The sequence below is a fragment of the Pseudovibrio axinellae genome (genome assembly GCF_900110875.1).
GTDB lineage: Bacteria > Pseudomonadota > Alphaproteobacteria > Rhizobiales > Stappiaceae > Pseudovibrio > Pseudovibrio axinellae.
In genome coordinates, this window is the sequence record NZ_FOFM01000002.1 from 101917 (window position 1) to 125632 (window position 23716).

General features: G+C 50.1%; 21 protein-coding genes. 10 read left to right on the plus strand and 11 right to left on the minus strand.

Features of this window, described 5'->3' with window-relative positions; translation table 11 throughout:
* Positions 1–8: 8 nt before the first annotated feature.
* On the minus strand, positions 9–1043 hold the full coding sequence (locus BMZ51_RS05375) for an ABC transporter substrate-binding protein (RefSeq protein WP_068007919.1): 1035 nt from the start codon (positions 1041–1043) through the stop codon (positions 9–11).
* 576 nt (positions 1044–1619) lie between these two features.
* Positions 1620–2915: a crotonyl-CoA carboxylase/reductase gene (gene ccrA, locus BMZ51_RS05380; protein ID WP_068007921.1), complete on the minus strand. Its 1296-nt coding sequence runs from the start codon at positions 2913–2915 to the stop codon at positions 1620–1622.
* 298 nt (positions 2916–3213) lie between these two features.
* Between ccrA and BMZ51_RS05385 the strand changes: the two genes are divergently transcribed.
* The gene (locus tag BMZ51_RS05385) at positions 3214–5211 is read left to right on the plus strand and encodes a protein meaA (RefSeq protein ID WP_068007922.1); all 1998 of its coding nucleotides are present in this window, start codon (positions 3214–3216) and stop codon (positions 5209–5211) included.
* Positions 5212–5231: 20 nt separating this feature from the next.
* Here the strand turns inward: BMZ51_RS05385 and BMZ51_RS05390 are convergent, their stop codons facing one another.
* Positions 5232–6164, minus strand: coding sequence for a LysR family transcriptional regulator (locus tag BMZ51_RS05390; protein WP_068007925.1), 933 nt, complete (start codon positions 6162–6164; stop codon positions 5232–5234).
* A 110-nt stretch (positions 6165–6274) separates the two neighbouring features.
* On the opposite strand from BMZ51_RS05390, the gene BMZ51_RS05395 reads away from it, so the two are divergent.
* Complete coding sequence (locus BMZ51_RS05395) at positions 6275–7255, plus strand: MBL fold metallo-hydrolase (RefSeq protein WP_068007928.1); 981 nt, start codon at positions 6275–6277, stop codon at positions 7253–7255.
* 35 nt (positions 7256–7290) lie between these two features.
* Here BMZ51_RS05395 and BMZ51_RS05400 read toward each other — a convergent pair whose 3' ends face one another.
* Positions 7291–7788 carry an SH3 domain-containing protein gene (locus BMZ51_RS05400; protein ID WP_068007930.1) on the minus strand — a complete coding sequence of 166 codons (498 nt, stop codon included), beginning with the start codon at positions 7786–7788 and terminating at the stop codon, positions 7291–7293.
* 659 nt (positions 7789–8447) lie between these two features.
* On the opposite strand from BMZ51_RS05400, the gene xth reads away from it, so the two are divergent.
* Positions 8448–9251: an exodeoxyribonuclease III gene (xth, locus tag BMZ51_RS05405; RefSeq protein WP_074881854.1), complete on the plus strand. Its 804-nt coding sequence runs from the start codon at positions 8448–8450 to the stop codon at positions 9249–9251.
* An 82-nt stretch (positions 9252–9333) separates the two neighbouring features.
* Here xth and BMZ51_RS05410 read toward each other — a convergent pair whose 3' ends face one another.
* Positions 9334–10308, minus strand: a complete 975-nt coding sequence (locus BMZ51_RS05410; protein WP_068007932.1) for an NADPH:quinone oxidoreductase family protein — start codon at positions 10306–10308, stop codon at positions 9334–9336.
* A gap of 171 nt (positions 10309–10479) precedes the next feature.
* Here BMZ51_RS05410 and BMZ51_RS05415 point away from each other — a divergent pair, with 171 nt between their 5' ends.
* The 6 genes from BMZ51_RS05415 (at position 10480) to BMZ51_RS05440 (ending at position 16079) form a co-directional block, all read left to right on the plus strand.
* Complete coding sequence (locus tag BMZ51_RS05415; RefSeq protein WP_068007935.1) at positions 10480–11040, plus strand: RNA methyltransferase; 561 nt, start codon at positions 10480–10482, stop codon at positions 11038–11040.
* 581 nt (positions 11041–11621) lie between these two features.
* Complete coding sequence (locus BMZ51_RS05420; protein ID WP_208979316.1) at positions 11622–12131, plus strand: invasion associated locus B family protein; 510 nt, start codon at positions 11622–11624, stop codon at positions 12129–12131.
* 301 nt (positions 12132–12432) lie between these two features.
* Positions 12433–13689, plus strand: coding sequence for a dual-specificity RNA methyltransferase RlmN (gene rlmN, locus BMZ51_RS05425; RefSeq protein ID WP_068007985.1), 1257 nt, complete (start codon positions 12433–12435; stop codon positions 13687–13689).
* Between the two features lie 135 nt (positions 13690–13824).
* Entirely contained in the window at positions 13825–14946 is a 1122-nt protein-coding gene (locus tag BMZ51_RS05430; protein ID WP_068007938.1) for a class I SAM-dependent methyltransferase, read from the plus strand.
* 139 nt (positions 14947–15085) lie between these two features.
* Entirely contained in the window at positions 15086–15625 is a 540-nt protein-coding gene (locus BMZ51_RS05435) for a translation initiation factor 3 (protein ID WP_068007940.1), read from the plus strand.
* A 142-nt stretch (positions 15626–15767) separates the two neighbouring features.
* Complete coding sequence (locus BMZ51_RS05440) at positions 15768–16079, plus strand: TM2 domain-containing protein (RefSeq protein WP_068007942.1); 312 nt, start codon at positions 15768–15770, stop codon at positions 16077–16079.
* A gap of 68 nt (positions 16080–16147) precedes the next feature.
* Here BMZ51_RS05440 and BMZ51_RS05445 read toward each other — a convergent pair whose 3' ends face one another.
* Positions 16148–18559 (minus strand): heavy metal translocating P-type ATPase, encoded by a 2412-nt coding sequence (locus tag BMZ51_RS05445; protein WP_208979317.1) that lies wholly within the window; start codon positions 18557–18559, stop codon positions 16148–16150.
* A gap of 144 nt (positions 18560–18703) precedes the next feature.
* Positions 18704–19150 carry a MarR family winged helix-turn-helix transcriptional regulator gene (locus tag BMZ51_RS05450; protein ID WP_068007949.1) on the minus strand — a complete coding sequence of 149 codons (447 nt, stop codon included), beginning with the start codon at positions 19148–19150 and terminating at the stop codon, positions 18704–18706.
* Between the two features lie 94 nt (positions 19151–19244).
* Between BMZ51_RS05450 and BMZ51_RS05455 the strand changes: the two genes are divergently transcribed.
* A complete protein-coding gene (locus BMZ51_RS05455) occupies positions 19245–19766 on the plus strand; it encodes a cytochrome b (RefSeq protein WP_068007953.1) in 522 nt (173 codons plus the stop codon).
* A gap of 62 nt (positions 19767–19828) precedes the next feature.
* Here the strand turns inward: BMZ51_RS05455 and folK are convergent, their stop codons facing one another.
* From folK to BMZ51_RS05475, 4 genes are all read right to left on the minus strand, one after another.
* Positions 19829–20320, minus strand: a complete 492-nt coding sequence (gene folK, locus BMZ51_RS05460) for a 2-amino-4-hydroxy-6-hydroxymethyldihydropteridine diphosphokinase (RefSeq protein WP_068007955.1) — start codon at positions 20318–20320, stop codon at positions 19829–19831.
* 54 nt (positions 20321–20374) lie between these two features.
* A complete protein-coding gene (locus BMZ51_RS05465; RefSeq protein WP_068007957.1) occupies positions 20375–21010 on the minus strand; it encodes a hypothetical protein in 636 nt (211 codons plus the stop codon).
* 438 nt (positions 21011–21448) lie between these two features.
* On the minus strand, positions 21449–22273 hold the full coding sequence (gene folP / locus BMZ51_RS05470; RefSeq protein WP_068007959.1) for a dihydropteroate synthase: 825 nt from the start codon (positions 22271–22273) through the stop codon (positions 21449–21451).
* 129 nt (positions 22274–22402) lie between these two features.
* A complete protein-coding gene (locus BMZ51_RS05475; RefSeq protein WP_068007961.1) occupies positions 22403–23638 on the minus strand; it encodes a multidrug effflux MFS transporter in 1236 nt (411 codons plus the stop codon).
* Positions 23639–23716 lie beyond the last annotated feature (78 nt).

A 23716-nucleotide genomic window follows, 5' to 3' on the forward strand; every position in this document is an offset into this window, starting at 1 on the left:
AGATACGATTATTGTTTTTTTAGAGCTACATTCACGCGCTCTGCAACATCAGCTGGAACCCAGCCTGTCCAAAGCTCTTGATTGTTCTGCAGGAAATTGACGGCCGCATCAGCAGTGGTTCCGCCTGTATCCTGCATGAATGCCAGCGCTTTGGAAACATCACTACTTGTGGTCTCATAGGCTGTCAGGAATTTAACCAGCTTAGGCGCTGCCTCATGAAACTCAGTGTTTACAAACACATGAGTTGGAGACAGAGGGTAAGCAACTGCTTGGGTAACCTTGGACGGGTCTGTCTGAGCAGAAAGCTCATCCCAGATTTCCTTGTTGTAAGCAGGTTCTTCCAGCTTAACTACATCATCACCGAACTTACCCATCACCCATGTTGGGCTCCAGTAATAGAAGATGATTGGCTTTTTGCGGCGAATATTGGATTCGATCGCAGCTGCCATTGCAGCACCCGTACCTGGGCGGAAGTTCACGTAGCTATCGGTCAGCTTGTAGCCGTAGAGCTTTTTAGAGTTGATGACTTCACATCCCCAACCCGCAATACAGTTGTAAAAGCGACCTTTTTCTGGCTCTTCCGGATCAGAAAACACGTCTTTGTACTTCGGCAGGTCGGAAACAGACTTCAAACCTTTTGCAGGTGCATCGTCGCCTTCCACGAGGTACTTCGGAACATACCAAGCTTGGGTCGCATCAGGAAAGTTAACCCCAAGGTCCACAAACTGCTTGTTCTTGATCCCCTTAGCCAGAGCCTCGGTCACGTTATCAGGCCAGATTTCCATCGTCACGTCGATGTCACCGCGAGCCATGCCGTTCAAAAGCGGAATGGTTGAGCCTGGAATCGAGTCAGTTTCACAACCGTAGCCGTTTTGCATAATAAACTCGGCAACAGAGTTGTGGAACGAATTGGAGTCCCAGTCCAAACCGGCGAACACAATTGGGCGATCGATTTCACAAACAGGATCTGCAGCCTCTGCTGCGGACACAGCAAAAGGCAATGCAATTGCACAAGCTGCAAGGGCAGATTTGAAATTTAACACAGGGGGTCTCCCAACAATCAAAAACATCTTCGACCGGTCAGAGAGAAAAGCCGCCAAAGACAGCTTGTCGTTCTGGCCGACACACTAAGTCAAAAACCTAGCAAAACACAGGACACACTATGTTAAGCACATCAACTGACGAGATCAAAATAGTTATATTCGACCACCTGTCAACTTATACATCTGTCGCGGGTATCTTATTGAAATAAATGACGGGAGATATTCTTTGTAATTACATTCAGAAACAAGTTATAAATCTCTACAAACTCAGAAAATTAGCTAAAACAACAAAAAACAAACCCCAAAAAAATTCCAGCAAGCAAAACAACTATTTTAGACTTACTTTTACAGGTATTTAAGATCAGAAAAACAAGTAAATTTTTAGTATTTTCAAACAAAAGAAACAGATAGAAATAGCCTTCAAAATCTACATGCATATGACATATAAAAAGGCGAGGTCAGCACCTCATATTTATAAATAAACATGAGGCAAATTCAGGATAAATAGGTTGGGAACCTTACAGGAATGAAGCTGACGGTCTAACTCTGACCGTCAACTTCCTTAGAGAGTTTTACCTAGCCCTCTGTAGCCTCAATAACATCCTCAAGAGAACGTAGGCCAGTCTTTGGGGAAGAAACCAAAACTGCCATATTTCCAGGGGCATGCTGGTTCTTCCACATCTTCATATGAGCCTCCGGAATCTGGTCCCAAGAGAACACTTCACTCATACAAGGGTCGATCCGGCGATCGATCACAAACTTGTTCGCTTCACTCGCTTGCTTCAGGTGCGCAAAGTGGGACCCCTGAATACGCTTCTGACGCATCCAGACATATCGTGCGTCCATGGTGAGGTTAAAGCCAGAAGTACCCGCGCAGAACACAACCATGCCACCACGCTTGGCAACCAATGTTGAAACAGGGAACGTTGCTTCACCCGGGTGCTCAAACACCATATCAACATCGTTACCTTTGCCGGTAACGTTCCAGATCGCCTTACCGAACTTGCGCGCTTCTTTGGTCCACCGGTCATATTCAGGTGAGTTCACCGTGGGCAACTGCCCCCAGCAATCGAAGTCTTTGCGATTGATAACTGCCTTCGCACCAAGGGACATCACATACTCGCGCTTGCTCTCATCAGAGATCACGCCAATAGCATTCGCTCCTGCCGCTGCGATCAGCTGCACGCCAAACACGCCAAGTCCACCAGAAGCACCCCAAACCAGAACGTTTTGTCCCGGCTTCAGGTCATGCGGAGCATGGCCGAAGAGCATCCGGTACGCTGTAGCTAATGTCAGCGTATAACAGGCACTCTCTTCCCAGGTCAGGTGCTTAGGTCTTTGCATCAGCTGTTGAGATTGCACACGCGCAAACTGGGCAAATGACCCGTCCGGTGTTTCATAGCCCCAAATCCGTTGGGAACTAGAGAACATCGGATCGCCGCCGTTACACTCCTCATCGTCACCATCGTCTTGGTTACAATGCACAACAACTTCGTCGCCCACTTTCCAACGCGTAACTTTTGAGCCTACGGCCCAAACGATACCGGAAGCGTCAGAACCAGCAATATGGAATGGATGCTTGTGAACATCGATAACGGAAATAGGCTCACCCAGGGCAGCCCAAACGCCGTTGTAGTTCACTCCTGCGGCCATCACCAGAACCAGCACCTCATGGCTGTCGAGTTCCCAGGTCGGCACAACTTCCTTGACCATCGCCGTATCCGGTGAGCCATGCCGATCTTGCCGAATGGTCCACGCGTACATGTTCTTCGGAACATGACCAAGTGGTGGAATTTCTCCAATCTCATAAAGGTCCTTTAAGTCGGGCTCTCCCTTTGACCCGGCTTCAACAACCCGTGCTACGGAACTCATGGTATTCTCCTCCAAGCTTGCGTTGCGCCCTTCCCTCTGAGAGTGAAGTCATCTCTTAGACAAACGCTCTGCACTCACTATTTGCTGCAACGCAAAACAATACAACCTGTCAATATCGCCTATTTAGGAATTATCATTACAATAAATTGGTAAAATATATACAACTATTGCTTAACTTGCGAAGAACATTACTTCTAATGTTGCATTGCACTACACAACGAAACCTAGGCAAAGGTGTGGGAAGAATAAGGATCCTGTCCTTTATAAAATGCCGACAGGATCAAGGAGGCAATAGACTATGAGTACCGGTTCACCTAAAGGAGCAATAAAGGATCGTCCGTGGATGTTCCGGACCTACGCAGGTCACTCCAACGCAGCAGACAGTAACCGGCTCTACCGTACAAACCTTGCCAAAGGTCAGACGGGCCTTTCTGTCGCTTTCGACCTTCCAACCCAGACCGGATATGATCCGGATCATCAGCTTTCTCGCGGTGAAGTGGGCAAAGTGGGCGTCCCTGTTTCTCACCTTGGCGACATGCGCACATTGTTCGCGGAAATCCCGCTTGAGCGCATGAACACCTCGATGACAATTAATGCCACAGCCCCATGGCTCTTGGCGCTATACGTTGCAGCAGCAGATGAACAAGGCGCTGATCGGTCACTGCTTACCGGAACAACGCAAAACGACCTCATTAAGGAATACCTGTCCCGCGGTACCTACGTCTTCCCGCCAGCGCCCTCTATGCGGCTAACAACTGACGTTATTTCGTGGACCTACACCAACATGCCCAAGTGGAACCCGATGAACGTGTGTTCCTACCACTTGCAGGAAGCAGGCGCGACACCGGTACAGGAGCTTTCCTTTGCCCTTGCAACAGCAATCGCAATTTTGGACAATGTTAAAGCCTCCGGCGTTATCTCAGAGGCTGATTTTCCACGCCTTGTTGGCCGCATTTCCTTCTTCGTCAATGCAGGCATGCGCTTCATCACTGAGATGTGCAAAATGCGTGCTTTTACAGAGCTTTGGGATGAAATTTGCCGAGAACGGTATGGCGTAGAAGACGAACGCTTCCGCCGGTTCCGGTATGGCGTTCAGGTCAACTCACTGGGCCTTACAGAACAACAGCCAGAAAACAACGTTTATCGCATCCTCACCGAAATGTTGGCGGTGGTTCTGTCTAAAAATGCCCGTGCTCGTGCTGTACAGCTACCTGCATGGAACGAAGCACTTGGCTTGCCGCGCCCGTTTGACCAACAATGGTCTTTGCGCATGCAGCAAATTATGGCCTACGAAACCGACCTTTTGGAATATGCCGATATTTTCGACGGTTCAAAGGAAATTGAGGCGAAGGTTGAAGAGCTTAAAGCACAGGCACGCGAAGAGCTTGCACGCGTTGAAGAAATGGGCGGAGCAGTTGCAGCTGTTGAATCCAGCTACATGAAGCAAAAGCTCGTGGAGTCCAATTCCAAACGCCTGTCTGGCATCGAATCCGGTGATCAGATTGTTGTGGGCGTTAATAAATGGACAGAAACAGAGCCATCCCCCCTCGCCTCTGATGAAGATGGCGGCATTCTCACAGTGCCCGAGCACGTTGAAGAAGAAGCGATTAACCGCATGCAAGAATGGAGAACGCAGCGCGATGACAACGCTGTGCAAACCGCTTTGCAAACGCTTCGTGCAGCTGCCTCCTCCAACACCAACATTATGGAAGCTTCGATTGCAGCTGCAAAAGCTGGTGTCACAACAGGTGAATGGGGATCAGCATTAAGAGACGTCTTCGGAGAATATCGCGCTCCAACTGGCGTTGGTAAAGCAACCCAAGACGATAATGGCGATCTCTCAGAAGTTCAAAACAGCGTTGCAAACCTATCAGAAAAGCTAGGGCGTCGCCTAAAGTTTTTGGTGGGCAAACCCGGACTTGATGGCCACTCGAATGGCGCAGAGCAAATCGCAGTTCGCGCCAGAGATTGCGGCATGGAAGTAGTCTACGAAGGCATCCGCCTGACCCCTGCTCAAATCGTCAACGCCGCGTTAGAGGAAGGCGTCCATGTTGTCGGCCTGTCCATCCTGTCAGGTTCCCACCTGGCACTTGTCCATGATGTTTTGGACAAAATGAAAGAGGAAGGGTTGGAAGAAGTTCCGCTGATCCTTGGCGGCATAATTCCGACTGAAGATGCAGAGGCGTTAAAAAAGGCGGGAGTAGCAGCCGTTTACACGCCAAAGGATTTTCACCTGACAGATATCATGTCGGACATTATCCGAATTGTTGATGAACGCGCCAAAGAGCTGGTTTAACTGCGAGCTGAACGCTTGTTTTACTGGGCAGCGGCCAAGGTCCGCTGTCCGGCAAGCCGTACGCCTTTTATATGCCGCAGGCGCTCAATTAGAGCTTCGATGAATATTTCTGTGCGTCTGCTTAACGTGTCCCGAGAAGGATACACCAGATAAGTCGGCTTCTCCTCGCACGAATACTCCGGCAAAATCCGCACTAATGTTCCGGCTTCAAGAAGACTCTGCACCATAAATATTGGCACACGCGTGTACCCAACGCCATTGAGCAAAGCCTGCATCATCACCTGAGGGTGCCCAGCGATGAACCCGACTTGCACCGGCACCATAACTGTCCGCCCATCGCGGCTAAGCTCAAGAGATGTAACGTCATTTCCGTCCTGATACTGGATGTAATTGAACGCGCTTAATTCAAACGGTTCTTCTGGTACCCGCACTTTGGCAAGGTAATCAGGGCTCGCAACCAGGCATGTATCAATTGTTCCAATACGGCGAGAGATGCCTGCCGTGAAACCGATGTCCCCCGTACGGATAGCAAGATCAACACCGTCCTTGACAACATCAACAAACCTGTCCTCTATGCGCAAGGAAATTGCCAGATCAGGGTAGGTCTTGCGAAGCTCAAACATCAAAGGGGTGACAATTTCGGCGCCCAGCGGTTGCGATACAGAGATAACAAGAGCACCGCGCTCTGCGCCACTTAGCTCTTCCACCTCCGAATACATTTTGGTCGTTTGCAGCAAGAGCAAGCGAGCGTGCTCATAAATCAACTTTCCTGCCGGAGTAGGCTGGATGCCTTTGTTGGTTCGAAAAACCAATTCCTGCTGGAAGTGCGCCTCAAGCAGCGTCAACTGTTGGCTCATTGCCGGTTGACTGATCTTGCGCAGACGAGCCCCCGCGCTCAAAGAACCACTATCGATAACGCGAACCAGACTTTCCAGCAAATTTAATAGGTCCATCTCACCCTCATAAGAAACGCTTATATCCAAGATAAGAGGTAGGCCTCTGCACTTCTAGTCCAAGACCAACAATATTGCGCTCATCGAACATTTTTTTTAAGGAGCACAAGATGTCCATTACCCGTCGCTCATTCTTTACAAACACCGCAACAGCAGTTGGCGCAGCTGCTATGACACCGGCTTTGTCATCCCCGGTATTTGCAGCAGCCCCAAAACTGAATACTCAGGTACCCGGCATCTACCGCTTCACAGTTGGCGATATCGAAGTCTCCGCAATCTTAGATGGTTACCTCGGTCTAGACCCAGCTCTGGTCACTGGGTTTGACCAGCAAGCTGCTGAAAATACGTTGAACAGCAACTTCAGAGCGTCAAACACGCAGAAAATGGCTTTCTCCGTAAACGGCTTCATCGCGAACACTGGCGACAAGCTTGTCGTGATTGATACAGGTACCGATGACCTCCTAGGCCCAACAGCAGGGCTTTTTCATGAGAACCTAAAGCGTGCAGGTTACAACGCCGCGGATGTTGACGCCGTCGTTCTAACCCACTTGCATGTAGACCATATTGGTGGACTCGCGAACAAAGCTGGCGAGAAGCTATTCCCGAATGCAGAGTTTATCACGCATAAGGTAGAATACGATTTCTGGCATGACGATGGCGTCAGATCTCAAACACCAAAATCCCTACAGGGCTTCTTCGATCTCACACGAACCTATTCTGCGCACTACCAAAAGCAAACGACACTTCTGGAAAAGGATGGCGAGTTTCTTGAGGGATTTGATGCGATCCACCTTCCTGGTCACACACCCGGCCACATGGGGGTGCGCATTCATTCCAACAATGAAGAAGTGCTGATTTGGGGGGATATAATCCACTCCCCCGCCTTGCAGTTTGCAAACCCTGATTGGACAATTTCCTTCGATACAGATCAGGAAGTAGCACGCCAGACACGCCGCAGGATAATGGATCAAGTTTCAGCGGACCGGATCCCCGTGCTTGGCAATCATCATGATTTCCCTGGCCTTGGGCACGTGCGCCGCGTCGGCGAAGCCTACGCTTTTCATCAAGCCCCATGGCAACACACAATCTAAGAAAAAAGCTCGCGGAGACAATCCGCGAGCTTTTTCTATCGGTAAGGTCTTGGGCGCACCGGCCGACCCCGATACACCGGGCCACCACGATGAGGGTATGGCTGCCATCGCGGGTAACGTGGGTAGACTGGATAACGCCGGGCGACAAACGGTATCCCGACAAAAGGAGCAACATAGGGGATGGTGCGGGAATAGTTTGGCCCACTTCCGCCATAACGGAGAAACTTGGACGACATCCAGCCCGATGCACCACGAAACCTGATATCACACCATGAACCATTCTGCGTGCAAGAGCTGATCGAAACAACAGCACCCGCCGGTATGGTTGTCATCACGGGGTATTTGGTACCCGGCCCCGTTCTCATATTCACCGCCGTTGTGGTGTATCCAGAATGACCACCCTGCGCAAAGGCTGCATTAGCAAAGAAGAGCCCTGCAAGCATCACAAGCGCCGCAAAACAGCAGGGCAAAAGCGCTCTAAACACGCCTCCCTGACTTTGTAAAACACTACTGACCATATGTCGTACCTCCATAAGAAGGCCCTCCAGCACCGGGGCCGGATGGCGATCCCGCAGCAGGGGGAAGGCCTACAATAGGTGGCGTTGGGGGCAATGGCCCTGTAGGATTTATTGTGGTTGGAGGGGGAATAGAGCCAGGGCGCGCAGAGCCCGGAGGGTAAGCACCCGGGGGTGGATTTAACTGCGGATGGTCTGCATCACGAGATGTTGGTAAATATGGCTGTGCTTGCCCCGGCCTCAAGCTATCCCCCGGCTCGACCGGACGATCCAAAGGCTTATTGGGTGGAATTATGTTATTGCGCCCGCTCGATTGGGCCTGTTTATAGCCCGGCGTATCAACGGAGCCGGACCATTTGAACAAACCGTTGGCACTCGCAGGGTGAGCCACAGCACCTACGACAATGCAACAACCTACTAATATTGCATATTTCATCTGTCTCTGATCCCAATCGCAAGCTGACAAAAACTCGCTGTCAGCATAATCAGAAAAAGAGTGCCATTAAGGCGCTAACAAGCTGCCCTGACAAAGCATCGGGTTTTAGAAGCAATTTACGTCCCGCATTGAAGAATATAACGTGAACAAAATCCCGAATATCTGCGATTTTTCCTAGCCAGAACCTAGCCTGACCCGTAGTTTAGGGCCATGATTCTCCAGAGCAGGTAAAAATGCGCCAATGACGAACCGTCTCAAAGTTGTAACGTGGAACATTAACTCAGTCCGCCTCCGTCTTCCCATCGTGGAGAAAATGTTGCTGGACCACGCACCCGACGTTTTGTGCTTACAAGAAACAAAATGTCCAGACGGAAGCTTCCCGACCGCGGCAATCAACAAGTTGGGATATCGTCACGTAGAGGTGCATGGACAAAAAGGCTACCATGGTGTCGCGTTCCTTTCGCGCCTGCCCCTTGAAAATGTCGAACGCAAAGAGTTCTGCAACATGGGAGACACACGCCATATTGCAGCTGACGTTGCTTTCAATGGTGGTAAAGTGCGCATTCATAACTTTTATGTACCTGCAGGCGGAGACATTCCTGACCCGGAAAAGAACGAGAAGTTCGCGCATAAACTGCAATTTCTGGATGAGATGGAGGCCTACTTCAAAGACTTTGAAGGCGAGTCCATTGTCGTTGGCGACCTCAATATCGCACCCTACGAAAATGACGTCTGGTCCCATAAACAACTCATCAAGGTCGTTTCACATACCCCATTAGAGTGTCAGCGCCTTGAGGACGTTCGAGAGGCAGGCCGTTATGTCGACACCATGCGCAAACACATGCCGATGGATCAGAAAATTTACACCTGGTGGAGCTACCGTGCCAAAGACTGGTCAACCTCCAATAAAGGCCGACGTTTGGATCATGTCTGGATGACGCCTGAAACAGCGCAGCATACCAAAGACGTCCAGATTATACGCGACGCACGCGGCTGGGAAAAACCATCAGATCACGCACCTGTTATGGCCACTCTGGAAGTCTAAGTTCTTTTGCAGACAGCGAAAGGCGGCAACCACTAACTTAAAGATTGCGGGAGACACCTCCCGCTTTCACTCTATCTGCAAGTCATGGAATTAGCAGCACTTTGCCCTTGGCTTTGCGACTGGTAATATCTTCCAAACCAAGCGCGATCTCTTCCAGTGAATACTGCGCATGAATATGCGGTTTAAGCTTGCCCTGAGCGACCCACTCGAACAGCTGAGCGCAGTCTCTGTGATGCTCCTCGGGCTCGCGAACGACAGCATCCCCCCAAAACACACCTAGAATATCGCAGCCTTTCAAAAGAGCCAGGTTCGCGGGAATACGTTGGATTGTTCCAGATGCAAAGCCCACAACAAGATAGCGACCGCGCCACGCTGTCGCTCGCAATGCATTCTCTGAGTGGTCACCACCAATCGTATCGTAGACAACATCAAGCCCTTTGCCGTCAGTCAGGTCTTTAAGCTTCTGCTTGAAGCCCCCTTCAGTGTAATTAACCAGCACATCAGCGCCGCAAGCTTTGGCATGTGCAAGCTTTTCCTCACTGGAGGCACATGCGATCACCCGCGCACCCATTAATTTGGAAATTTCAACCGCAGCCTGCCCTGCCCCGCCGGAAGCTCCAAGAACAGCAACACTCTCACCACTTTGTAAATGCGCCCTGCTTCTCAATCCATGAATCGCTGTCCCATAAGTAATGAGCAGCCCGGCGGCGTGCTCAAGTGGCACCTCGTCTGGCACACGAACACAATCATGCTCACGGGCTAAAAAGAGTTCTCTGGCCGCACCCCATTTCGTATAGGAGGCAACGCGATCGCCTACTTTAAATCGCGAGACACCGTCTCCAACAGCCTCAACAACACCAGCCAGCTCTCCCCCTGGCGAAAATGGCAACTCTGGCTTGAACTGATACTTACCCTGAATAATGAGCGTGTCGAAGTAGTTGAGAGCGGCCGCTTTAACACGAACCATCACCTCTCCAGCTCCCACACTGGGGGCTTCCAGCTCACGCACAACCAGATCATTAGGCGAACCAAGTTTTTCGCAGATAACAGCTTTCATAATATGTGGCCCTCTCTCTTCAGGCCAAAATTACACAAGCACTCACAAAGCTCAAAACAGCCATTGGTGCAAGTTTCATAAAGCCAAAACACGGCCCGCCCCTCGGGACTTGCAGAAAAGCCACTGATGAGAGTATGTAACCACGAATATAAACAACGAGAACAATTGGGTATGCGCGGTTATTTTGCTATTGGCTCCGAGGGGCTTTCCAAGTCAATGAATGTTGGCACGCTTATGCGCACAGGCCACGCATTTGGAGCAAGCTACTTTTTCACAGTCGACGCCCATGTCAAAGGTCTTGGACATGCGATGAAAGCCGACACCTCCAAAAGCCCTGATCACTTGCCGTACTTTGCCTGGAACTCAGTTGACGAGATGCAGTTCCCACGCGGCTGTAAACTGGTTGGTGTTGAGCTCACGGACGACGCAATCGAGCTTCCAAGCTTCGGCCACCCCTTACAGGCAGCTTATGTGCTTGGTCCAGAACGCGGCTCCCTCTCTCAAGAGATGCAGAGCCGATGCGACTACGTGGTCAAAATCCCAACCAAGTTTTGCTTGAATGTTGGGGTGGCTGCCGCTTTGGTTTTGTATGATCGTTACATGGCTCATGGAAAGTATGCAGACCGCTCCCTAACAGCTGGCGCTCCCAAGGACCCACTCTTAGAGCATGTACATGGAGCCCCAATTTTCAGAAGCGGGCGAAAAGTTCCCGGCTTTGACGGCAACTCATGAGTGATTCGAAATTAGGTTGCTATTCTTGATATATAACGCTTGAAAGCAGCCTATATTTCTCCTCATCACAAATGCCTTGAATAAATTTTTAAGAAACTTCCCTCGTACCCACATGCGCGGTCTCAGCTTCAATTTAGTAATTCCACGACACTTACGGGACGTATTTTCTTTCAATCTGTGTACACTATGTGGAAAGCTGCCCTATTTTTTTACTAGGGAAAACGCTCTCTATTTTCTTGAGACCACCTAAGTCACACCTCCCAACACACAGAAAATAACTATTATTTTGCAGTAAGTTAAAGGAACTTGACCATCTGCACTCATATTTACTGCTGTAAAACAATTACACCAAAAATCTATTAGGACATCCACTCTTGATTTTATGTCGGCGAGTGCCACACTCCCGCCAGAATTTTAATGCCAGCATTCACCCAGCGGTTCAAAGGCAGATATTTTTTGCATCTGTTAAAACAGGGTATCAACCCTTTTGTAACCATCTTTAAAGTAACCCTAACATCAAGTTTTATGGGTTTTCGCGCGAAATCTTAGATTTTGTCGTATGCAACGCGGTTTTGGAGAAGATGCTAGTACGTATCCTGATAACTGCCATTTTGGCTCTTGGTATCTCGGGCGCGACTGCAAATGCGCAGTCTCCTGCCCTCTTGAAAGAAAACAAGGATTGGGCAACCTACGCCTTTAACACCCAGAGCGGTGGTAAAGTGTGTTACGCCATATCCGCCCCAACACAGTCGCTTCCGACTGATAGGAATCACGGCGAAGTCTTTTTCTTCGTTTCTACCCGCCCCGGCGAAGGTGTCTCGAATGAACCAAGCCTGATCGTGGGTTATCCATTTAAGGAAGGCTCTCTGGTTACAGCAAATGTTGATGGCCAGCAGTTCACCATGTTCACCAAGGGTGACGGTGCTTGGGTTCAAAATGCTGCGGAAGAAAAGCGCCTGGTCGATGCCATGAAGGCAGGCAGCTCTATGTCTCTTTCTGGCGAGTCTGCCCGCGGCACCAAAACTTCCTATAAGTTTTCCTTAAGCGGCATCACTGCTGCTGTCGGAGACGCATCGAGCGCTTGTCGATAAGACACCGTATGCTTAATTTTCTTTGAGATTACATAGATCTCTTGCCTGCGCCTGCTTGCCGCTACGCAATTTGAGATCTGGGATTTTCAAACTAAGCATTTTCGGCTATAAGCGTGTCAAATACAAAGGCGGTTGCTGCTGGCGACCGCCTCTCGTATTTTAAGTAGCAAGCAGCAGGTGCTTATAAACCTGCTATAGTTCCCGAGCGAATGCGCCCCTGAAAACAGGAGTGCAGTCTTCGGGAATACGAAAAACACAAAAGCTTCAAGCAGAGCTATCTAAGAACAACTGGTGAATGATCATGGCGGTATCGTTAGACATCGCGCACAAATCCGCTGATCCGGCGGCGACCAGCGCAGCAACACCTCCTCCTGCAACAAAACAAGTGCAGGAAGAAAAACCCTCTTTGATCGGTTTAGACCGAGAAGAGTTAGGTAATGCACTTGCTGCAGCAGGAGTCCCGCAACGTCAGATCCGCATGCGCGTTAACCAGCTGTGGCACTGGCTCTACGTTCGCGGCATTTCTGACTTTAGTAAGATGAGCAATGTCTCAAAAGACTTGCGTACAAAGCTCGAGTTCGCTTTTACCATTGCCCGTCCAGAGATCGTTACCGAACAGGTCTCCGTGGATGGCACGCGTAAATGGCTGTTCCGTTTCCCCTCTCGCGGCGCAGGTAAGCCGGTTGAGGTAGAAACCGTCTACATTCCAGAAGAAGACCGCGGAACTCTTTGTATCTCTTCACAGGTCGGCTGTACCCTCACCTGCACCTTCTGCCACACCGGCACGCAGAAAATGGTACGCAACCTCACTGCAGAGGAAATCCTAGCACAGCTAATGCTGGCAAAGGATCGTCTTAACGACTTCCCGGATGCAGATGCACCCGAAGGTGGGCTGGATACCTCTACATCCAACCGCCGCCGCATCACAAACATTGTAATGATGGGCATGGGCGAACCGCTCTACAACTTCGAGAACGTGAAAAAAGCGCTTCTGATCGCATCAGATGGTGATGGCTTGTCCCTCTCCAAGCGCCGCATCACGCTCTCAACTTCTGGCGTGACACCGGAAATCGCCCGCACTGGTGATGAAATCGGCTGCATGCTGGCAATCTCACTACATGCGGTAAACGACGAATTGCGTAATACGCTCGTCCCGATCAACAAGAAGTACAATCTGGAAACGCTTCTTGATGCTTGCCGCAATTACCCGGGCCTGTCCAACGCCAAGCGTATCACGTTCGAATACGTCATGCTCAAAGGCGTAAACGACAGCCTCACGGATGCAAAAAAGCTGGTTCAGCTGCTTAAAGGCATTCCTGCCAAGATCAACCTGCTGCCATTTAACCCTTGGCCAGGCTCTCCATATGAATGTTCCGATTGGGAGCAGATTGAAGAGTTCGCAGACGTTGTAAATCGTGCCGGTTATGCATCTCCAATCCGTACACCGCGCGGACGAGACATCTTTGCAGCGTGTGGTCAGCTCAAGTCAGCATCAGAACGTCTGCGCAAATCAGAGCGTGAAGCTCTCGAAAACGCGCAGGCCCAAGGCGAAGCCTGAACCCCATAAAACAGCATTAAACTAAGAAGGCCGGCGCTTAAGAAAGCGCCGGCCTTCGTAATTCTGCCTATATAATGTGGTGATGTTTAGTTATCACCCCTAGTCAAATAGGTGCGATTATCTGGACATTAGATCATGACCGAAACCATTCATCCCCCACAAGAAAAAGCTACTATCACTGGTATGAAGGGCCATGGCTTTTATAGCGAACACTCTGCTCCGCAGTGGTCTTCGATTGCCTATTTGCATCCCTGGTTACAAGAGGCAGCCACAACCCTGCCGATACCGAGCGCGCACACCCCTTTGTGCTTTGTCGGCATTGGCTGTTCTGAAGGCGCAAACTCCTTAAAGATCATGACTGAATTAGCGAAGGCAGCTCAACAACACTGCAAAAACCCAATTCAAACGATCTATAGTGACCTGCCAGACAACGATTATTCCTCCTTGATGCATACAATAGGAAATCACGAGCGGCCGCCTTACACACAGTCATCGGTTTTTGGCAGCATTGTTCCCGGCTCTATGTATAACCAGCTTCTGCCGCCACACTCCGTCCATATGGCCTTCTCGTTCAACTCCGTTGCCTTCTTATCGCAGCGGCCTTTGCAGCGCATGCCCGGTTATATTCTGCCCAATGGGCCAAGCCCTTTAACAATGCACGGCTCCATGTCCCTACAGGAAAGGAAAGCCTGCGATGAACAGGCGCAGCGCGATTTAGAAGCCTTCCTCAAGGCACGTGCAGAAGAGCTCGAGGCTGGCGGTAAGCTTCTACTGCAATCATTTGGGCGAAATGATCAACACTCAACCACAGATGGCCTTCTTGATTCACTCAATGATGCCTTGAGAGATCATGTTGAATCAGGAAAAGTCCCGCATGACCTATACGAGCGCTATTATCATCCTGTTTATTTGCGTAACCTTGATCAACTTTTGGAGCCTGTAACGCCGGGAATCGGTCGCCTATGCCAACTTTTCAGGGTGGAGAAGGCAGAGTGTTATGAAACGCTTGTTCCCTTCGTTGAACAGTTTAAACAAGACGGCGATGCAGCAAACTACGCCAAGCAAATGACGGGTTTCTTCAGAGCTTTTACCGAAGCAGGACTGAAAGGAGCCATAGGAGAAATGCCGAATGCCAACGCACTGCTCGAAAGCATCTACGCCCGTGCAGAAGAGCGGATAAGACAGGCACCGCACCTCTACGAATTTCACTACATTAGCGTTGCGGCTCTGCTTACAAGAACTGACAGTAAACAGTGAACTGTACCACTCGGCTTTACCTCAATGTCGGGGCGAGTCATATTCCAAAAAATTGGCATTTGGACTGTTGAGTTGTTGCAGTCTGCGCCCCACATTGTGATGCAATAACTTGCCCCCTATGTACCAAAGGAACATATTTATGATCGACGGAACCAAGCTCTTCTTTCAGCTGCTCCGCATTGCTGTTGGTTTCTCGCTCGCACTCATTGCAGCTGGCTTGTTCCTCTCATGGGGCTTTTTTCAGACCCTCAAAATTCACGACGGAGCTGAGGCAGACCTCATTCAGCTTTTAGCCATCATATGGAGCACCTTCATCTCTGCAAGCGTCATCGGCGCGCTTTCGCTCATCCCAAGCGGGTTTGCCATAGGGTTTGCCGAACTCATGAAATGGAAAAGCGTGATCTACCACGTTGCTGCAGGTGGAATCATTGCCCTGATTCTCTGGAGTATTGGCGGAACATTTCCAGCTGATTTCTTTTATGCGTCCAACGAAACCGGCAGTATCTTCACCTTTTCCGGCCCGGCAACACCTACCCCACCTGTAGATGGCCTACGACCCGGCTCTTCTGTTGCAGCTTCCGCTGGGTTTATCGCGGGTTTTGTCTACTGGGTCATTGCAGGCCGAGCATCTGGCAGCTGGTGGCTTAAAAAACCTCATGACCATGGCCCAATCAGCTGATGTTTGATCAAATTGGAATAACTATAAATTATAGGCCAAAAGTGCAATATGTAGCTTGCATGCTCTAAGAAACAAAGTGTAGTTTGCCGCCGATCGATTGAAAAGAAATTGAACACATTGATTTGCAAATAAAAGGCATACTATGAACAAAGCAAATTACTTTATGCAGCTTAAAGCCCTTCGCGACACAGTCTCAGCTGACAAGCGTGAAGAGTTTGACATGCTGTTCGCAGGTAAAGAAAAGAACCCTGTTGTTGCGCTGGTTCTTGGCCTGTTCCTTGGTAGCTTCGGCATTGATCGCTTCTACTGTAGCCAGGTTGTGCTTGGCATTTTGAAACTCATCACTTTAGGCGGTCTGGGCATCTGGACACTGATAGACTGGTTCTTGATCATGGGCGCAGCACGTCGCCGCAACCTTGTGATCGCTAGCGAAACAGCGCTCTTCGTAAAATAAAAAAAAGCCGAGGCCCGCAAAGGGCCTCGGCTTTTTTCCTAACTGTTCTTCTAAGGTGCAAACTAGCCTTACTTATCCTTCAACAGCCTCATGGCGTTCGTCACAACGATAAGCGTTGCACCGACATCACCAAGAATAGCAGCCCAAAGACTAGCAAATCCGACCATTGTCAGCAGGACCAAAATACCCTTCACAATGAACGCGAAGGCAATATTCTGATGAATAATTTTCAAGGTCCGCTTAGAGTGGTGGATCAACCAAGGCAGGCGAGAAAGATCATCTTTCATCAGCGCGATATCTGCCGTTTCAATCGCAGCATCTGAGCCAATAGCCCCCATAGCCACACCGAAGCTAGCACGCGCCATCGCAGGGGCATCGTTCACACCATCACCGATCATCCCAACAGTTTCGTATTCCTGCGAGAGCTGCTCAACCAGCGAAACCTTATCTTCCGGCAGCAACTCTGCCCGCACTTCGTCAATACCAACCGCAGCTGCAACACGTTCTGCTGTTGCTTTGTTGTCCCCGGTCAGCATCACCAGCTTTTCAACACCAGCTTCATGCAGTTGGGCGACCAGCTCCTGAGCAGTATCGCGAATGGTATCAGAAAGTGCGATCAAACCGCAGACATGATCATCAGTACCGACGGCAACAACCGTTTTACCGGCAGCTTCAAGCTCCCTTGCCTTGGCATCGGCTTCACCAATATCAAAGTCTTTTTCGTTCAAGAAACGACGAGACCCCAACCAGTAGCTCTTGCCATTGCGCTGGCCAGAGAGACCGCGACCTGGCAACAACTCTACATTCTCAGCTGTTTGGTATTCAACGCCATCTTCTTTCGCTCGCGTCAAAATCGCTTCAGCCAATGGGTGCGAGCTACGCGCTTCCAAGGATGCAGCACGCGTAAGCAGCTCTTCAACACTATGACCAGACAGCGGGTAAACATCTGTTACTGCAGGCAGGCCATTAGTGATGGTACCAGTTTTATCGAAAGCCAAGGCCTTCAGCCTGGCTGGCAATTCCAGAAATACGCCACCTTTGATGAGCACCCCATTACGGGCTGCCGAGGTAAGGCCAGCAACGATAGAGACAGGCGTGGAAATAACCAGGGCACATGGGCAGGCAATCACAAGCAACACGAGTGCTCGATAGAACCAGTCCATCCAGGCTGCACCAAATACAAGCGGAGGAACCACAGCAAGCAAGATAGCCAGTGCCATCACTGCCGGAGTGTAAACACGAGCAAACTTCTCAACCCACTGCTCTGCTGCTGCACGTCTGGCCTGCGCCTCACTCACCATCCGAATGATACGCGCAAGCATGGTATCATCTGCGCCTTTGGTTGCTTCTACCTCGAAGCTACCCTCGCCGTTGATGGTACCAGCATACACGTCATCGCCAGCTTCCTTCATCACCGGAACACTCTCACCAGTAATTGGAGCCTGATCGACGCTACCGACACCTTTGCGCACAACACCATCAAGAGGGATACGATCCCCACCCCGCACCACAAAGGTCGCGCCTGGCTTCACAGTGTCGGCTGGAACATCTTCTTCGCTCCCGTTAGGCTTAAGCAAACGCACGACACTTGGTGCAATATCCATAAGCGCGGCAACGGCCTTGCGTGCCCGCCCAACGCTCCAGCTTTCCAGATAAAGGGAGAGCGAAAACAGGAAAGCAACCGTGGCACCTTCAAACCATTCGCCAATACCAATTGCACCAGCAACGGCAACCAGCATCAAAAGGTTCATATCAGGTCGCAACGTTTTCAGCGCATACCACCCTTTAGGAGCCACGAGCCTCAAACCTGCAACGATTGCAAGCATATACAGTACTTCAACGGGTCCAGACGGGACTTTTTCAAAGATACTGAAGACATCCGCAGAGCTCGTCCCAGAAACATAATAAGCGACTTGAACGATGAGAGCGGCTGCCCAAAATAAGCCACTAGCAACGGTGAACGTTCCAAGGCGCCAGTGTTGTTTTGCACGCGCATCAGCTGCTTCCTGTTCAATAAACAACGCAGCTTTCATACCCGTAGTGTTCACGGCTTTGACGATCAAGTCATCCGCAACGCCCCGAGCAACGGGAGATACGATCATCTTTCCGTTCAAAACATCAAAGGCAAGGTATTCAGGGTCGCCAACGACTGGCCCAACCACGCGGCGAAGAATACTCATCTCTTCTGCACAGCACAGACCCTCAACGCGAAACGAACGAGAGCCTTTCCAGTTGGTTACATCAGGAATAGCCGCTTCATCCTTGCTGGCACACCCACAGCCAGTGTGCACATGAACAGCGGTTTCCTCATGTTTATCTTCAGCGGAGCAGCATTCGCTTTTGGCAGCCGTTTCATGAGAGGTGCAGCAGGAGGTCTTCTGCTCCTCTGCTTCGCTTTTGCCAGAACAGCACCCTTTGGTGTGTTGCTCCTCCAAATCATCAGGCAAAATCTGTTGGCCTCGAGTTTCTGCGTTGGACATCTTCCGCTCCATGCAATTTCTTCATTGCAAGAGAAGATAAGACCTCTAGTCGCTGTAGCTTCAAGTGCAAAAATGCCGTTTCATGAATTTTCTTTTGTGCGATAACACGACTTTGCCAAGCTCCTTTGACGAGGCCTTCATGTTTTAGGGCTTTTTGGCATGTTTGTTGGCGTACTTGAGCATTCGCTCAAGCATTGGCATCAGTTGCTTTTTCTCATCCTCGGAAAAGTCAGAGAGAAGAACCCCGTTCACGTGTTGGTACATATCGATAAGATGAGACAGTTCTTGGCCCTTAGGTGTCAGATGGATCTTAACCAGCCTTTTATCATCCTCCACCGTATTTCGGCCAACCAGTCCCTTGCTCTCCATACGGTCCAACAAACGAGAAAGCGCAGCCGTTTTCTTTCCCGAATATTCCGAGAGCGTCGATACACTCAACCCATCTTGCCTCCATAAAGCAGAAAGCACGACCCATTGCGCTAATGATAGCTCGTAGGGACGTAAGTAGTCTTCTGCCAGCGCACAAGCAGCGTCGGAAAGCGCGTGAAGCAATCGACCCATAGAAGGTAAATATGAGATCTTTTCGGTCATTGAATTCCTGAATACTTTGAATTTATTATATTATTGACTTCTAATTTACATGTAAATTAAAATCATTTCAGTCCTACCGCCAAAGGTGATTCTAATGTCTGTACCACGTAAATATACCCGCCCGACGATCATCCTTCACTGGTTGTTCGCCGTCACAATCATTGCTGTATTCGTTCTTGGGAAAGTAATGGAAGATACAGCCGCATCTCCTGAGAAGCTTAACATCTTCATGTCACACGCAGGGCTCGGGGCTCTTACTGGCCTTTTTCTGGTCTACCGCATCATTTTACTGTTTAAGCATCCGCGCCCCAAACCAGACCCAAAATGGGGAATTGTTATGATCAGCCTCTCACGACTGATCCACCTGCTTCTCTATCTGGCACCACTCGCCCTCGTCCTGTCTGGCATGAGCATGTCGTTGCTAGCAGGGCTAATGGAACTGGCAATTGCAGGAGACTGGCAGGCATGGCCGGAACACATCACGATCTCACCGGCTGCGGTTCACGGCCTTGCAGCGCCAGTGCTACTTGCCTCGTTCGCTCTACACGTGATTGGCGCGCTATATCATCAGTTCATCTTGAAAGATAATCTCGTCGCCCGAATGAAGCCCGCCTAGTGCCCATTCCCTAAACCAGGTACCGGCTCAGGCTTAAAGCGCTTTAAGCAATGTGAAGGCACCTACAATTTGTAGATGCCTTCCTTATCTATACATACTTCAAGAGCTGCTGCCGCCGTCTGTCCACCCAAAAGCGGAGCCTCAGACCAAATTTCGGTGAGCGGTATCAAAACAAAAGCCCGCTCTCCCATACGAGGATGCGGCACCTGAAGTCCCTCTTCCTCGACACTTGCATGGTCGTAGATCAACAAATCGATATCGATGGTACGAGGGCCCCAACGCACGTCACGCACGCGGCCGAGCTGCTTTTCAACGTCCAGTCCCGCATTCAAGAGTGCGCGCGGTGAAAGAACGGTCTCCACAATAATACAACAATTGCGATAATCATCTTGCGGCACAGGCCCCCAGGGGGGCGTGCGGTAGTCTGAAGATTTCTGTAGGACAGATATTCCCTCGACAGCATCCAGTGCGGCCACCGCGCTGTCGATATTCGATTTTGTGTCGCCAAGGTTTGACCCCAAACCAAGGGCTGCAACAATCTTTTCTTGTGTCATTATTCGCTGCTGTCTAGTCGTGTTTTCTGAGGAGGTTGATCACAACCCTCTGTATCAGGAGATAGCCTCAGTTATAGCAACTTCTTGCCCAATAGCTTTTGCAGAGCTAACGCTATCCTCGGAAATCAAACCCGCGACCAATATAGCAAAATAACCCATCAGCTCAAACATTTCCTCCCAAACAAGGTTGGACTGAATAGGAAGCAGCTCTTTTTCAAAAAAGTCACCAAGGAGAACGAACACAAATGAAGCGATTGCCCAGAAAAAGTTTGGAGTAGCCATAAAGCCACGGAACAATTGCCAGGAGCAGCTTATATTCCGAAGCCACTTAATAACAACAACACCTAGGATTGGAGTTACAATAACACCAGTGAGAATCATCAGCCCGAGTTCAAGGCTTCTTTCAGCCCCATAGACCTTTAAAAACGAGGTCTCCCGTCCAAGCACGACAAAACTAAGCATCGCGAAAAACACAGCGATCGTGTAATGAATGCTCTCACCTTGTACAGCCTGCTTCTTTTTGTTGATTGCCAACCTGCCCCACACCAGTGTGCTTGCAACCATCAAGAGTGCCTGTGCCAGCTCAAAAGGGCCGAGCTCCAAGAATAAGTACGGACTTGGGTTAATCGAGAAATAAGCCCCTAACAAAACCAGCGCCGCGATAAAAATCAAACCAGTTTTATTATTCACTTGAACTCACCTCACTTCTCGGGCGCAATCTGCCCTGACTTGCCAATCGGCATGTTCAGAGCGCCACAATGTGCAACCAAGAAGGCTTCACCGCTCAAAGCGGATCAGACACATAACTTGTGGGTTAACGATTGGGCCCCAATAATTAGCCAGTAAATTATAGGCCTGAGAGAAAAACTAACCAAGGAAATTCTGGGGTTTTGGCTCAAGTTTTTTAAGAGCTGCCCTATATCAACAAGGATTTTCGCTGAAGGGTTCTCTTTTAGCCCCTCTTCGAAGAGGGCTCAATATTACTAATGAGAAGCACATAAGCATAACAACTTATAGCGCTCTGTGCGTGGGGTTGAGCGAAACTCACCAGCCTTCAAGCGATACCAACTCACCAGCAGCGCGCACAAACGAGTTCCAGTTTGTGCCTCCAACCTCAAAGGCATCAGCTCAGCGCAGATCCCCGCCGAGCTCTTTCATTGCTTGGAAAATGCGTACAGCATCTACATGTGGCTTCACATCATGCACGCGCAAAATCTGTGCCCCGTTTTGAAGTGCAAGCGTGTGTACTGCAAGCGTGCCCGCCATGCGCTCTTGAGCTTCATTATTCAACACATGCCCAATCATCCGCTTGCGCGAAGCCCCTGCAAGGATAGGACAGCCAAATTTTTGCAGCTCCGTTAGTCTGCTCAAAACCTGATAGTTCTGCTGGAGAGTTTTCCCGAAGCCGAAACCTGGATCAAGAACCTGGAGTTCCTCTGGAATGCCTGCATCAGAAGCAAGCCTTAAAGACTTCTCAAAGAAGCGGTCGATATCACTCATGATATCCAGCTTCTCATCCACCTCAGTGCGGTTATGCATCATAATCACTGGCACCCCAGCATCCGCCACAGCACCAGCCATCTCAGGGTCTTTTTGCAAACCCCAAACGTCATTCACGATATGCGCTCCAGCTTTGCAAGCTTCAGCAGCAACACACGCCTTATAAGTATCAATAGAAATTAGTACGGGAAGTTCTTTGATCAGCTCTAGAACCGGAAGAACACGCTCCAGCTCGTCATGCTCCTGAACGATAGTCGCTCCGGGCCGCGTGCTTTCACCGCCAACATCAATGATATCAGCGCCCTCAGCGATCATTTCACGCGCGTGCGCCAACGCCATTGCTGGCGCATCAAACTGACCGCCATCGGAAAAGCTATCTGGAGTGACATTCAATATGCCCATGACGAGCGGACGCTGAGAGCTCTCCAGAAATCCATGATCAAACTCTGCCATAAGGGTTCCCTCCCAATTCCTGGCCCCTCATAGCCTCCCCTTGCCTTCGTTTCCAGCAAAATAAGCGCCATACCGACGACTTTGCAATAAGTGCTGGGTGTAGACTATCACTGCTTACCGCGAGCATTATTAAGGGATGAGCGACTGCTCTTCTAATGTTGGCTTTTTACGCGGCACGAATAGAAGGCACAGCGCGATTAAGGCCATGCTCGGCATAACCAGACCAAGTGCTGCAACCGAGTCTTGCACAATAACCGCGGTGACGAGGCTGCCGAAGAAACCGCCTGCCATCTGAATGAAGCCCATCAGCGCAGAAGCAGCACCGGCAATCTCAGGAAATGGATCCATTCCGCGCATAGAGAGCGCAGGCAGTGCCATCGAGGCACCAAACGCAAATACACCAATCGGGATCATGATGCTGAGGAAACTCAGCTGGTCAAACTGGGTTACACCAAACAATGCCAGCCCACCTACGGCACTCAAAACCAAAGCCGGGGCAAGCAGCTCTTCTGCATTAAACCACCTGAGCAGAAACCTGGTTGCAACCCCACCGGCAAAGAACGAGCCAGATTGAAACACCATGCCCAGACCGAACTGCAACGGCGTAAGACCAAGCCGCTCAATCAACACAAATGGCAAAATGGATGCAAGCGTATAAATAACGCCGATTGTGAACCCAAGGATGAGTGCGGGCTGCATGAATTCAAACGACCGTAGTAAGGTCCAGTAGGACGCTAACATTTTCTTGGGGCGAATAAGCGCGACATTTCGATAAGCGTTTGTTTCTGGCACAATCGTCAATGTCATCAGCAAAATAAACGAGGCATAGACAACCATCAGAATAAAGATCGCCTGCCACCCAAAAGCGTTCATTGTAAGCGCACCGATACTCGGAGACAGCGCTGGCCCGATCCCCAAAATCACGGCCATCAAATTCATGATGCGTGCGCCAACTTCTCCAGAAAACTGGTCACGAACAATTGCACGCGCAACAGCAATGCCGCTTGATGCGCCGATCCCTTGTACCAACCGGCCAAGCAGCAGCACCTCGATAGAAGGTGCCAGCCATGCCAGAATACTTCCCAGCAGATAAAGGCTAAAGAACCCAAGGATAACAGGACGCCGCCCAAACGCATCTGATAAAGGACCGCACAGCAACTGTGCGAGCGTAAAGCCCGCAAAATAAACTGTCAGAGTGAGTTTTATGACAGAAGCGGTCGTATCAAAAGTTTCAGCAAGAGTCGGCAAGGCTGGAGTATAAAGCGCCAGGGAAAGCGGGCCAATTGTCACCAGCATTGCACCAATGACGGCCGTTCTGCCTGCAGAAAGTTTAAGGCCCGAAGATGGGCCTATTGTCTTTGTCATTCCAACTTTCCAAGGCAAGGCACGCAGCTAATCTGCAAGCGCTTCACCATTTCTCTTGATGCTCATTAATATTGCGGC